The 12,888-nt window shown below is 70.6% G+C and carries 12 protein-coding genes; 2 read left to right on the top strand and 10 right to left on the bottom strand.

Features of this window, described 5'->3' with window-relative positions:
• Positions 1-6 precede the first annotated feature (6 nt).
• The 9 genes from IE295_RS14790 to IE295_RS14830 all read right to left on the bottom strand — a co-directional run bounded on the left by IE295_RS14790 (position 7) and on the right by IE295_RS14830 (position 10,178).
• Positions 7-969, bottom strand: coding sequence for a hypothetical protein (locus IE295_RS14790; RefSeq protein WP_190064091.1), 963 nt, complete (start codon positions 967-969; stop codon positions 7-9).
• Between the two features lie 82 nt (positions 970-1,051).
• Complete coding sequence (locus IE295_RS14795; protein ID WP_190064092.1) at positions 1,052-1,441, bottom strand: NUDIX hydrolase; 390 nt, start codon at positions 1,439-1,441, stop codon at positions 1,052-1,054.
• Entirely contained in the window at positions 1,438-2,079 is a 642-nt protein-coding gene (gene upp, locus IE295_RS14800; RefSeq protein ID WP_224323290.1) for a uracil phosphoribosyltransferase, read from the bottom strand. Before upp ends, IE295_RS14795 begins: the two co-directional genes overlap by 4 nt.
• A gap of 109 nt (positions 2,080-2,188) precedes the next feature.
• The gene (locus tag IE295_RS14805; protein WP_224323266.1) at positions 2,189-3,436 is read right to left on the bottom strand and encodes a questin oxidase family protein; all 1,248 of its coding nucleotides are present in this window, start codon (positions 3,434-3,436) and stop codon (positions 2,189-2,191) included.
• Positions 3,433-3,873: a DMT family transporter gene (locus IE295_RS14810; RefSeq protein WP_224323265.1), complete on the bottom strand. Its 441-nt coding sequence runs from the start codon at positions 3,871-3,873 to the stop codon at positions 3,433-3,435. The genes IE295_RS14805 and IE295_RS14810 overlap by 4 nt, the downstream gene beginning before the upstream one ends.
• A complete protein-coding gene (locus IE295_RS14815; RefSeq protein ID WP_224323264.1) occupies positions 3,870-4,352 on the bottom strand; it encodes a DMT family transporter in 483 nt (160 codons plus the stop codon). Before IE295_RS14815 ends, IE295_RS14810 begins: the two co-directional genes overlap by 4 nt.
• 10 nt (positions 4,353-4,362) lie before the next feature.
• Positions 4,363-5,034: an HAD family hydrolase gene (locus tag IE295_RS14820; protein WP_190064094.1), complete on the bottom strand. Its 672-nt coding sequence runs from the start codon at positions 5,032-5,034 to the stop codon at positions 4,363-4,365.
• Positions 5,031-6,005: a pseudouridine-5'-phosphate glycosidase gene (locus IE295_RS14825; protein WP_190064095.1), complete on the bottom strand. Its 975-nt coding sequence runs from the start codon at positions 6,003-6,005 to the stop codon at positions 5,031-5,033. The genes IE295_RS14820 and IE295_RS14825 overlap by 4 nt, the downstream gene beginning before the upstream one ends.
• 36 nt (positions 6,006-6,041) lie before the next feature.
• Entirely contained in the window at positions 6,042-10,178 is a 4,137-nt protein-coding gene (locus IE295_RS14830) for an amino acid adenylation domain-containing protein (RefSeq protein WP_224323263.1), read from the bottom strand.
• 572 nt (positions 10,179-10,750) lie between these two features.
• Here IE295_RS14830 and IE295_RS14835 point away from each other — a divergent pair.
• A complete protein-coding gene (locus tag IE295_RS14835; protein ID WP_190064096.1) occupies positions 10,751-11,413 on the top strand; it encodes a maltokinase N-terminal cap-like domain-containing protein in 663 nt (220 codons plus the stop codon).
• A gap of 80 nt (positions 11,414-11,493) precedes the next feature.
• Here IE295_RS14835 and IE295_RS14840 read toward each other — a convergent pair whose 3' ends face one another.
• Positions 11,494-12,051, bottom strand: a complete 558-nt coding sequence (locus tag IE295_RS14840; RefSeq protein ID WP_190064097.1) for a hypothetical protein — start codon at positions 12,049-12,051, stop codon at positions 11,494-11,496.
• Between the two features lie 234 nt (positions 12,052-12,285).
• Between IE295_RS14840 and IE295_RS14845 the strand changes: the two genes are divergently transcribed.
• Positions 12,286-12,792 (top strand): hypothetical protein, encoded by a 507-nt coding sequence (locus tag IE295_RS14845; protein ID WP_190064383.1) that lies wholly within the window; start codon positions 12,286-12,288, stop codon positions 12,790-12,792.
• Positions 12,793-12,888: the final 96 nt, after the last annotated feature.

A 12,888-nucleotide genomic window follows, 5' to 3' on the forward strand; every position in this document is an offset into this window, starting at 1 on the left:
CAGGCCTCAGGCAAGGGCGGTGAGGGTCTCCTCCGCCAGGTCGTGGAGGAAGGCGGGGCACACCCACGCGTCCAGGGGCTCGTCCTCGTGCTCCTCCTCGTCCTCCTCGTCCCATCCGTAGTCCTCGGCGATCTCGGCCCGGCCGCCCGGGCTGCGCAGGAGGTAGCCGATCCGGTTCGCGTAGTCCGGATCGTCGGTGGAGGGATGCTCGCCGGGGGCGTGGGCGCACGGGCCGTCGTCCAGCAGCGGAAGGGCGGCCTCGATCCCCTTGATCATCGCGTCCGGCACCGCGCGGTCCGTGATCCGCTCCGACGCCGCGTACCAGCAGGTCGCGTTCATGGTCACGAGGTAGCCGGCCAGCACCCCGCGGGTCGGACGGGCGGGGAGGCCGGCCGCCTCGTCGATCAGGTCCTCGCCCGGATCGCCGTAGGGGTAGTCGTTCACGATCCCCGAGAGGATGCTGAGGCGGCTGCGGTGGTGCTTCGGCGCCCCCACGGGGATGCGGCGGACGGAGAACGGGGCGATCACGTCAGCGGCGAGGCGGGCCCATCCCGCGACGTTGCCCGGGCACAGCACCCGCCCGGCGTCGCCGTCACCGTCCCCCGCCGCGGGTTCGCCGGTCAGCAGTCCGGTGTCGCCCCGCCAGACCTCGTCCTTCAGCGCGTCCATCGCGGCCTCGTACGGATGGTCGTCGTGCGGGCACGGCCGGCCTCCCAGCTCCTTCACCGCGGCGCGCAGGGCGTCGAGGGCGGCGTGTCCGGCCTCCCGCCCGGGACGCCAGGCGAGGTGGCCCGACATCGCCACCAGCCCGGCCACCCACACATGCGCTTGTTCCCCGCCGGGATCGGCGGCGAGCCGGCGGGCGCAGTCCAGGACGAGGGGGTCCGCCTCGCCCGCGGGGGAGGTGTCGCGGACGCGCTGCCAGGCGTCGGCGAGGCGGTCGGGGGCCGGGCCGGTCGTATTGATCATGACCTACAGGACACGGCCCGGCCCGGCGCGGTTCCCGGCGGCCGGGCCGCACCGGCGGCGCGCACGGCGCCGGTGCGGGGCGTCACTCCTCCCCGTGGGGCCAGATCCGGTCCAGCGCGGCCCGGGTCGCCCGGCTCGTGCGGGCGCGGTCGGCCGGCGACAGCCAGGCCACCTCGGCGATTTCGCCCCGGGGGGCCGGGGTGCCGCTGTGGTCGGCCGTGAAGCAGGTCATGCGGACCTCCGTGCCGGCCGGCGCACCGTGGGCGGGGGCCCGGACGGTGAACGCCGGGGCGATCGTCTCCGGGAGGAGGTCGACGCCGAGTTCCTCGCGGATCTCCCGGATCAGGGCCTCGTGGGCGCTTTCCCCCGGCTCGGGCTTGCCGCCCGGCAGGTAGTAGGCGTCCTTGCCCCGTGAGCGTGCGGCGAGGACCCGGCCGTTCTCCAGCCGGATCCACGCCACCTTCTCGATCACCGCAGCCCTATGTCGGTGCCGAAGTACCGGTCGCCGAAGTCGCCGATGCCCGGAATCATGTACGCGTTCTCGTTGAGCCGCTCCTCGATGGAGGAGGTCACGATGCGCACCTTCGGGAAGCGCCGGCAGACGGCGTCGACGCCCTCGGGAACGGTGATCAGGTTGATGAAGACGATGTTCTCCTCGGCGACGCCCTTGTCGAGGAGGAGCCGGATCGTGGCGATCGCCGTGCCGCCGGTGGCGAGCATCGGCTCCATCAGCAGCACGTGCCCCTCGGTGATGTCGGCCGGGAGCGAGGTGTAGTAGAGGTGGGGCTTCTTGGTCTCCTTGTCCCGCTGCATGAGGATCTTGCCGATGCGGACGTCCGGGAGGACGGTCCGCAACGGCCCCTCCATGCTCTCGCCGGCCCGCACCACGGACACGCCGCAGACCGGGGAGGCCGGGCGCAGGCCGTCGTACGTCGCCCCGACGGGCGTGGTGACGTCGTGCCTCTCGTACGGCAGGAGGTCGAGGCCCGCTTCGATCAGCTTGTGGATGACGAGGTCGGCGGCGTGGAGGAACGCGTCGCGGCGTGCCCCGCGGTCCCGCATGACGGTGTGCAGGGCCCGCAGGTGCGGGGTCTGGGGCAGCAGGTGCACGGAGCTGCCGAGGCAGGCGTCGATGTCGACGGGCGGCGTATCGGTGGACGGTTGTGTGATGGTTGGCATGGAGGCCGGTCTCCCAGGGCTCAGGGGGCTACGCGAAGGGTCACTCGGTGGGCGGCTGTTCGAAGGACGGCGGCAGGGCGGGCGTGGCCGTGAACTGGGCGGCCGCGTGGCGGTAGACGGACCGGCCCGAGGTGCGCTCCCACAGCAGCCGCATGACGTACACGAGCTTGGGGTTGTGCTCCTCCTCCTCTTCGAAGGAGCGGGCGACGGTCAGTTGCCAGTCGGCGGCCCAGACGTCGCGGCCGCCCGCGTCGACCGCCTCGCCGAACGCGGAGTGCAGGGCCTTGAGCTTGCCCTCCCCGGGGAAGTCCGCCAGGGCGAAGACCACGCCGAGCACGCCGGTCCAGAAGCAGGTGACGGCGTGCCGCCGCAGCTCCTCGGGCAGCCGGTCGGCGATCTGCTCCATCGCGTGCAGCGACGTGAGCAGGTGGAGCAGGACGAAATCCCCCGGCCGGGACAGGTACAGCAGGGTCACCGCGTAGTACAGCTGTTCCCAGCTGGTGGCGACGGGCTGCCCGGCGATCCACGCCGGGATGTCGTCGATCAGCGGGTGCCCCTCGGCGAGCATCCGGGCGTTGCGGTACTGAAGCCCCGACCGGGCGAGTTCGGGGTGGATGCCGGCGGGCAGCTCCCCCTCGGGGACGGTGCCGATCTCCCGTGCCCAGTCGCGCAGCGCGTCGCGGTCGTCGTCCCAGGCGCCCGCGATGCGGAACAGGGAGTCCAGCGGCGAGGCGTCCGCGGGGCCGCCCGCGGACGCGGAGACCCGCTCGGGGTGGCACGAGACGTACGAGAACACCATGTACGCCAGGCCCTCGATGGTCATCCACCGGTTGCCGGCGTCCAGCGCCCACCCCAGGTGGATGGTGGCGTGGGTGAAGGCCCCGACCCAGCCGGGCAGCAGCGTCGGCACGTAGCGCCGCAGCACCTCGTCCATGCCGAGCTCGCGTTCCTTGCGGTCGAAGAACTCGCAGAGGGCGGTGAAGTCGGTGCGCCGGCCGAGGTAGTCCTGCCAGTTGTCGTCCGTGACCACGGACTTGGCGGGCCTTGCCGGCTCCAGGCCGTAGCCGTAGGTGGTCAGGGTCGCGTAGTTGTCGTAGTAGGCCTCGATGCGGTCCGGAGCCGCTCCGAGACGGGACAGGGCGACCACGGCGTGCTTGACGTGGTTGCTGAGGTGGCCGTTGAACTCGATGTGGTGGCTCCGGTCGTTGAGCAACCGCTCGACGACGGACGAGTGGTGCCCTTCCGAGCTCACGTCCGGGCTCGCTTGCGAGATCACTTCCGAGATCACTTCCGGTCTTCCTTTCCGCGCCGGGTCTGCGACAGGTAGATGCCGAGGAGCACGACCGCGACCCCCAGGCACCTCAGCCCGGTGGGGGACTCGCCCCCGGCCTGCCAGTCGATGAGGACGGCCGCGATCATCTGGCCGCTGATCACCAGCAGCGCGGCGTGCATCGCCCCCAGCCGGGGGAACACATAGCTGTTGACCGCCACGAACAGGGCGCCGAAGAAGCCGCCCAGGTACGCGGCCCAGGGGACGGACGCCCCCCATTCCCACTGGCCGAGCACGACCAGGGCCACGGTGAGGAAGACGAACCCCACGACGTGGTTCCACAGGGACGCCTTGAAGGGGCCGATCGCGGAGCTGAGCCGGCCGTTGAGGGCGCGGCTGGTCCCGATCACGGCGCCGTTGAGGAACGCGAGAAACACATAGAGGAGCACGGTCACGACCCGCCGAAGATGATGAGGGCACTGCCCGCGAGCACGCACAGCGCCACGAGGCCGTCCATGGGCACGATCCGCCTCTTCGGGCTGCTGAAGAGCCCGAAGTGGTCGGAGACGAGCCCGAAGACGATCTGGCCCACGAGCATCATCGCGATCGTGCCCGACAGCGACAGGCTTCCGTTGACGGTGACGGCGGCCAGGATGACGGTGAAGGCACCGGGGATGCCGCCCAGGTAGACCCAGCGGGGCAGCCTCGCCGGTGTGCGCTCGCCCCCCTCCTGGTCCGCGCGTCGCCGCCGGGACAGCCGCGCACCCGTCAGCAGGACGAGGAGGAGCGCCACCACCGCCCCCAGACCGTGCGCGGTCCAGGAGGCGAAGGTGGGCGTGGTGTGCTCTGCCAGCAGGCTGTTGTAGTGGATCATGAGGGCGAGGAGGGCACCGGCCGCGATGCCCAGGACCCAGTCGGTGGAACGTCCGAACACGATCGCCGCCCTAGTCGCGCACGGAGGCGGCGGTGATGTGGGCGAGGACGTCGTCGAAGGTGTCGACCAGCCAGGTGGGCTCCGCCGAACGCAGCACCTCTTCGCTGTGCACGCCGTACGTCACGCCGATCGACCGCATGCCGCAGGCCCGGGCCATCAGCAGGTCGTGGGTGGTGTCCCCGACCATCACGGCACGCCCGGCGTCCATGCCCAGCTCGCGCAGGATCACCTGTCCCGATTCGGGGTGCGGCTTGGGGTGGGCGACCTGGTCGGCGCCGATCACCATGCGGAAGTGCTGCTTGAGCCCCGCCGAGGTGAGCAGCGCGTCGGCGCTGGCGTAGAACTTGCTGGTGGCCACGGCCAGGACGACACCCTGGTCGTGCAGGGCGGCGAGGCCCTCCGCCACGCCCGGGAAGAGCAGCTCCGCCGCCTTGGGCAGGACGAGCTCGCGGAAGGCGGACAGGTACTGCCGTACGCCCTCGTCCACCCGCGCGTCGTCGTCGGCCACCCCCATGAGCGAGCCGAAGGCCCGCTCCAGGGGAAGGCCGATGGTGGCCCGTATCTCCTCGGGGCGGGGAGCCTCGAGGTCCATGGTGGCGAAGACGGCGGTGAACGTCTCGACGATGCCGCGCGGGGTGTCGACGAGCGTGCCGTCGAGGTCGAAGACAGCCAGGGTGCTCATCGGGCACCGCCCGACGTGCTCACGGAGCCCTCGGCGCGGACCGCGGCGTGGGCCACGGCCAGCCGGCCGGCCAGTTCCGCCGTGCTGATGAGGACGGACATGTTGGCCCGGGCCGAGCGTCCGTCGGTGACCTTGTCGACCGCGCGCATCAGGTACTTGGTGATGGCCTGACCGCGCACCCCCTCGCGCTCGGCGGCGACGATCGCGTCGGCGATCGCGGCGTCGACCTCGGCGCTGTCGATCGCGTCCTCCTCGCCGATCGGCGTGGCCACCAGGAAGGAGCCGTTGCCGCCGAGGGCCCAGTGCGCCTCGACGGCGCGGGCGATCACGGTCTCGTCGTCCAGCCGGTGCGGGCTGCGGATGCCGCTGGTGCGGCAGTAGAAGGCGGGGAACTCGTCGAACCGGTAGGTGACCAGGGGCACGCAGTGGGTCTCGAGGAACTCCATGGTCAGACCCAGGTCCAGGATGCTCTTCGCACCCGCGCAGACGACGGCCACCTTGGACCGCGTGAACTGGATGAGGTCCGAGGAGATGTCCATGGTGGTCTCGGCACCGCGGTGCACTCCGCCGATGCCGGCGGAGGCGAAGAACGGGATGCCCGCGAGCTCCGCCGCCACCAGGGAGGAGGCCACCGTGGTGGCGCCCATGCCGCCCCGTGCCAGGACGACGGGCAGGTCCCGGCTGCTGACCTTGGGGATGCCGGACGCCGAGGCGAAGCGTTCGATGTCCGCGTCGGTCATGCCGACGAGGATCCGCCCGTCCTCCACGCCGATCGTGGCCGGAACGGCGCCGCCCGCCCGGACGGCCGCCTCCACCTTGCGCGCGGTGGCGGCGTTGTCCGGGTAAGGAAGGCCGTGGGTGATGACATTGGACTCCAGTGCCACCACCGGTGCACCGGAGCGGACTGCCTCCGCGACCTCTTCGCTGTACACCAGGGGAATGTCGCCGGGCTGAGGGCGGCGCGTGGTCATGCGTGTTCCGATCTTTGTTGTGATTCTGCTGAGCTGTCAGTAGTTGGGCGTCTTACGGAGCAGTTCCCTGCGCCCCACCAGCTCGGGGAGGTAGACGTCGTCGTCCCAGGCACTCTGCTCGACGGGTTCGAGCGCGATGGACACGACTCCCTCGTCGCATCCGAAGGCCGACTGCACGGCCTTGGTCACCGCGGCGACCAGCTCGGACTCCCGTTCCTCGCTGAGCGCGACGGGGAAGTGCTTGATGTTCACATGAGGCAAGGTCAGCTCCTTGATCCGGTCCGTGTTGCGGTCCTCGTTCTCATCCCGCATCCCGTGCCGGACCGCCCGCAGCAGTTCGTCGACGTCCGGGTCGCGCAGCAGGCTGTAGTGGTCGGCCCGGAGCGTGATCACGGTGGGGGCCTGTGCGGAGAAACCGTCGCTGTTCTCGATGAACGAGTAGTCGTCGCCCTGCGCCTTGAAGATGGTGACGGGGGCCTTGATCCGGCGCTCCCGCAGTTCGTGGAAGGTGTAGCTGAACTCGTAGGTGCGCCGGACGATGCGGACGATCCTCTTCACGAGTTCGGTGTCGAGCCCGCTGTAGGCGGTGCCGATGAAGGCGGCGAAGCTCTCGTCGTCGATGGCCTGCCGCAGGCATTCCTCCAGCAGCGGACCGCTGATCGCGCCCGTGAAGACGGAGAAGAGGATCGTCACGAACGCCGGGTTGCGGTAGTCCGGATCGTCGCCGTGCACCACCGCGTCGTCGGCCCTGACCCTGGGCGACCCCGGGGCGATGAGGAAGAGGTTCTCCACCCGCTCGCCCGCCCGCTCGAGCTGGTGCGCCGTCTCGAAGGCCACCCGCGCACCGAAGGAGTACCCCCACAGGGTGTACGGGCCGGTGGGCTGGATCCGCTTGATGGCCTTGATGTCCTCCGCGGCCATCTCGGCGATGGTGTCGTACGGCACCTCGCCCTCGTTGATGCCGTGCGCCTGGACGCCGTAGAAGGGGCGGTCGGCGTCCAGCCGGCCCGCGAGCAGCCGCAGGTTCATGGGGTAGCCGCCGAGCCCGGGCCAGCAGAAGACGGGATGCCCCGCCCCCTCCTCGTGCAGCCGGACCAGGCGCGAGCCGGCGTCGCCCGGGGCTCCCGCGCCGAGTTCGTCGACGCGTCGCGCCAGCTGCTCGACGGTCGGGGACTCGAAGAGGGCCTGGAGCGGCAGCGCGCTCGAGAAGGACTTGTTGATCCGGTTGATGAGGGAGACCGCGATGAGCGAGTTGCCGCCGGAGGCGAAGAAGTCGTCCCGGATCGAGACGGCGTCCCGCCGCATCAGCTTCTTCCAGATGTCCCCGATCCGCTTCTCGGTCCGGGACGCCGGCGGCACGAAGGGGCGGTCGGCGAAGTCCACGTCGGTGCGGTCGGAGGCGCGCAGCGCGTTGACGTCGATCTTCCCGTTGGCGGTGAGCGGCAGGCGGTCCAGGACGACGACCTTGTTCGGCACCATGTAGTCGGGAAGGAAGGTGACCAGGTCCTCCTTGATCATTTCGGCCGGGCCCTGCATGTGGACGATGTCCTCCTTCATCCCCTTGCTGCGGACCTGCGTGGGGCTCACCCGGCCGCCGAGGAAGAAGTAGGAAGGACCGACGCGGTCGCCGCGCTCCCGCAGGACGGCGCTGATGCGCTTGGCCGCGGGCAGGTCGTGGCCGGTCTCGGAGCTGTAGCCGGAGGCCATGAATCCGAGGCCCAGGTCGTTCATCTGCAGCCGCTGGAGGGCACGGCCGAGGTCGGTGTAGGCGAGCCAGCCGCGCTCGGGCCGGCTCAGCACCGTGATGCCGAACTGCGACCGGTCGTAGACCCGCTGGTTGATGGCGATGACGTCCTTCTTGCGGACGACCTCGTCCGATATTCGCTCCAGGCCGCTGCCGGTGTACCGGTACTGCCCGGCCTCGAGGCCGGCGACCTTCCCCGGATGGGCCTGTACGCAGACGTCGAGCGGCTCCTCCGCCAGGCGCCGGTCGAAGGCGACGATCTCCGCCGTGCCCAGGTAGTAGTCCTCGTCGGCGCACTCCAGGTCCCCGCGCACGGCGGGGCACAGCCCCAGCTCGCCGATGCCCAGCCCGTACCCGGGCAGGACCTCGTCGAAGAGACCCACCATGTGACCGGTCTCGATGGCCAGGACTTCCTGGATGTTGTTCTTGTAGACCGGCTCGATCGCACTCTTCCGGCCCATGAAGTGGGCCCTGATCCGCGGTTCGTCCGCATCCGGCAGTTCCCGGATCAGCACCAGACGGTGATGCGCCGGGTGGTAGTAGTAGTGCCCCGCGCGCAGCCCGGCGATTCCGCTCAGCTCCAGGTACAGCTGCGTCGCGTAGAGCGAACCGGGCGAGGCGTACCCGTACTTCGGCAGGAGCCGCTCGGTGCTCCGGTACTGCCCGAAGTACCGCAGGATCTCGCCGAGTTCCCCGATGCCCAGCTCGGCCGGCGTCCGCGACGACGTACCGCGCGCCGTGCGCCCGAGCAGGCCGAGGACGTCGTCCCGGGAGACGTCGCCGCCCTCGTAGAAGCGGTAGGTCTTGCGCGCGAAGACGCGCCGCCGCTGCTCCGGCGTCGGATCCGCGCCGGGAAGGGGGACCACGTCCTTGCCCGCCAGCTCCTCGTCCCCGCGGGCGCCGGCGTTCGACAGCTGGGCACGGACCTGGAGCTTGCTCTCCTTCGACTGATGGTGGGCGCCGTGATTGCCCTGGTCCATCAGCGCCGCTTCCTTCGGGCTCAACTCGACGCACGCGATGAGGTTCTGGAAGCCGGTGCGCGGATCGTCCTTGACGAGAACGGCCGCGTTCTTGACCCAGTCGTGGGCCTCGATCGCCAGCTTGATCTCGTCCAGCTCCACCCGGAAGCCGCGCAGCTTGACCTGGCTGTCGGCCCGGCCGGCGAACTGGACCGTACCGTCGTCGTTCCAGGAGGCCAGGTCACCCGTCCGGTAGAGCCGTGCCTCCCCTACGAACGAACCGTCGACGAACCGTTCCGCCGTCAGCTCCGGACGGTCGAGGTAGCCCCGCGCCAGCTGGGCCCCGCCGATGTACAGCTCGCCGATCTCCCCGACGCCGACCGGAGACAGCGAAGCGTCCAGGATGTGGTAGCTGGTGTGGTCCACGGGCGAGCCGATGGAGACCGCACCCGGCCCCTCACCGATCCGGCCGGGGTCGACGGTGAACGCGGACGCGTTGATGGTGCACTCGGTCGGCCCGTAGAGATTGACCAGGTCACAGCCCGGCAGGGTGTTGAGCACCTGCGCCGCGAGGTTCCGCGACAGGGCCTCGCCGCCGCTGAAGACCTGGCGCAGAGAGGTGCAGCGGTCGAATTCCTCGGTCTCCACCAGCGCCTGGAGCAGTGTCGGCACGCACTGCAGCGTGGTGACGCCGTGCTCGACGACCGTCTCGATCAGCCCTTCGGGATCCCGGTACACGCCGGGGCTGCCCACCACCACGCGGCTGCCGCAGGCGGGGGCGAGGATTTCCCACTGCGCGGCGTCGAAACTCATCGGGGTCTTCTGCAGAACGACCTTGTCCGGGCCCAGTGCGTACGCGGTCCGCAGCCAACGCATCTGATGGACGATGCTTCGGTGCTCGATCATCACGCCCTTGGGTTTTCCGGTGCTTCCCGAGGTGTAGATGACATAGGCCAGATCGTCGGGGCGGGGCCCGCTTCCGGAGACGGCCGGAGCGTATTCCGCGGAGGCCGGCTCGTGCGAACCCTGGGCTTCCCGGAGAGTGAAGATTTTCGTGCCGGGCGGAGCCAGTTCCGCCAATTCTTCTCTCAGGTGCTCCTGGGAGAAGATGATCCCGACCTTGGCATCCTCGATCATGTAGCGCAGTCGTTCTTCCGGATACTCCGGCGACAGCGGAAGGTAGGCTCCGCCGGAGCAGAGGATTCCCCAGGCGCCCACCATGAGGTCGAGCGACGGCTCGACGAAGAGGCCCACGCGGTCGTCCCGCGTGACGCCCAGCCGCCGCAGGTGGGCGGCCAGGCCCTCGCTCGCCTCCAGCAACTCGCTGTGGCTCAGGCGATCGCGGCCGTACGAGACCGCGGTGCCGTCGGGGTCGTTCCGCGCCTGCTCCCGGAGCAGATCGGGCAGCGTCGCGTGGTCAGGCGCGATGTGCGGCGTCCCGTCGGTGCCGTCCATGAATAATGCCGACATTTATCCCCCCGTTACCCATGGGATTCCGTGACCGGTCAGGTCCGGAATCATTCGCTGACTCAAGGGCATTGCCGCGCATAGCGGCATGGACCCCCTCGACTCCTGCACCCCCTGTGCAAGATCGAGAACGTGATCGAGACAGTAGGGGCTGGCCATGAACCGGTCAACGGTGGCCGAGAGGATGACCTGAAAGTTAGCGCGCTGTTTGAACAACGGACGGGTCGATCCCCGCGCCGCGGCCCGTGCCGCGTTCGCCCCTACCTCGAGAAACGCCCCCTGACCATCAGTTTTGATGCGGAGCGACGCATGCCGCGGTCACCTCCAGTCCCTTATGACGTAAGCGTGTTGAGACGTGGTGTCCCTGATTCCGGGATACGTCGACGGCCGGAGGGGCGTGACGGGGTGGTCATCACGCCGCATTTCAATGACCAAAACAGGTAGATGTTTTTCAGCCATGCGTGATGCGTCGGATTGTCGGGTTCCGTTCCGGTGCCCCACCGGCGCGCACGCACGGGTGGAAGTGGAAGAGTGGGAGGGATCAGCCCTCCGCCCCGCGAAGGAGAACGCACCGCATGGCCGTCATCCACCGCACCACCCTCGAGCCGACCAAGCTCGAGCTGCTCACCTCCTGGCTTCCCTCCCGCCCGTGGTACGGCGGCGGCGCGGCCGAGCCGCGCCTGGCCAAGGCGGGCGGCTTCCGGCTGGACGATCCGCAGGGCGAGGTCGGGATCGAGTTCATGGTCGTCACCGACACCTCCGGCGCCCGCCCGGCCACGTACCTGGTTCCGCTCACCTACCGCGGTGCAGCGCTGGACGGGGCGGACCGGGCCCTCATCGGAACGATGCGGCACGGGGTGCTGGGGCAGCGCTGGGTCTACGACGGATGCCAGGACCCCGTGCTGGTGGACCGGTTGTTCGCCCTGGTCGAAGGCCGGGCCGAGGCGCAGGACCAGAACACCACCGACACCCCCGACCGGGACGTCACCCGCTCCTTCACCGGCGACGGCCTGACCCCGGCGGACGTCGCCCTCGTCACCGACGGCCCGGAGGGCACCGACCTGCCCGCCCGGCACGGCGCCACCCTCCGCCTGCACCGCGTTCTGAGCCCCGGCCCGGACGGCGAGGCCCCCCTCCCCGAGGGCGTGGCGGGCCACGTCGCCGGCTCCTGGGACCTGCCGGACGGCACCCGCGCCCGAGGCCTGTTCGCCGCCGTGCTCACCCGTCCCGAAGGCTGAGCCGGACCCGCTGCCGTCCGGCGGCTGCCGCCGGCGCCGAACAGGCCCGGCGGCAGCGCACTTGGCCCGGCCCGTTCCCCTCAGTCCTCGCCCGGTGTCCCCACGCCGACGTCCAGCCGCATGTCGCGCCGCATCACCCACAGGTGGTCCCACAGCGCCGTGATGCCTTCCCGGATCGCCTGAATGCTGTCCTCCGGCCCGGGGGTGCCGCCGTCCAGCCGCTTGAGCGCCCCGTAGATCAGGCCCGCCGCCTTGCTCACCTTGTCCGTCGCCGCCATCACCGTGTCCGAAAGGAGCATCTGCGCGTCGGCGTGACGTGCCCGGTGATCACGGCGGGCCTGGTCCAGCCCCGACCGCATCTCGTCCGAGACGTTCCCCGCCTCCAGGGCGTAGCTGAAGTTCGACAGCACGGTCAGATAGTCCAGGGCCGCCGCGTTGAGCGAGGCGTAGCACGCGCGGCGCGCCTCCAACCGCGCCTGCAGCAGGGCGTGTTCCCGCTCCTCCACGCGCTGCCGGTTCGCCTGCTCCAGCTCCCGCAGCCTGCTGCGGTCCGCGCTGCGCTGAGTGAGCAGCGCGGACAGGAGGGTGCCGGCGATGCCCACCACCGCCACGACGATCTCGCTGCCCGGGACGCTCATGCCACCTCCCCGGTCCGGTGGGCCTCAAGCCCGCCCCGTCTGATGGTCCCGCCGCCGATTCTTCCCCTCCGTCCGTCCGCGCGGGGGACTATCGGCGAACCGGCCCTCCGCTGGGCCGCCCGGGTGAACCGCCGTCCTGTCGCGTCCGCGATGACGCGGGCGAGGGCACGAGGGCTCTTCACTGGAAGCCGGAAGACGGTGACGATCAGCGAGCTTGGTGGAGGCCACGTGAGGATGCGGGAGGAGCGCTCGGCGCGACGGACGCGGAGCGCGGCGGGCCTGGCACTGGCGGCCGTCATGCTCACGGCTACGGCCGGCTGCTCGGACGACTCCGGGAAACCCGGCGACGGGCACAAGATCGCGTCGGCGGCATCGTCCGCCGCCGCCTCCCTCGCCTCGCAGGGCGCGGCGGCCCTGGCGTCGGCCACCGCCGAGGCCCGGCGCAAGCTCGACGAGGTGCACAACGGCGTCGACGCCAAGGGCGAGGTCACACTCGGCACACCGACGACGGGCAGCGACGGACGGGCCACCGTCGAAGTGGTCGCGCACAACACCGCCGACTCCGCCAAGTCGTTCGCCGTCCTGGTCCAGTTCAAGGACACGGACGGCAACCTCCTCGACGCCGCCGTGGTGACCCTCTCCGACGTCGCCCCGGGCAAGGACGGCAAGGCCACCGTCCACGGCACCCACAAGGTCTCGGGCGACATCCGCGCCGAGGTCGGCAGGGCCCTGCGGTACTGACGGCGCCGCACGGAGCTCGTCGCCGCCACGCGTGCCTCGGCTCCGCTCCCGATGCTCCCTTGCCCAACTCCTCTGGATGAACCACGGTTTGCTGTG

The sequence above is a fragment of the Streptomyces griseocarneus genome (assembly GCF_014655595.1).
Lineage (GTDB): Bacteria > Actinomycetota > Actinomycetes > Streptomycetales > Streptomycetaceae > Streptomyces > Streptomyces griseocarneus.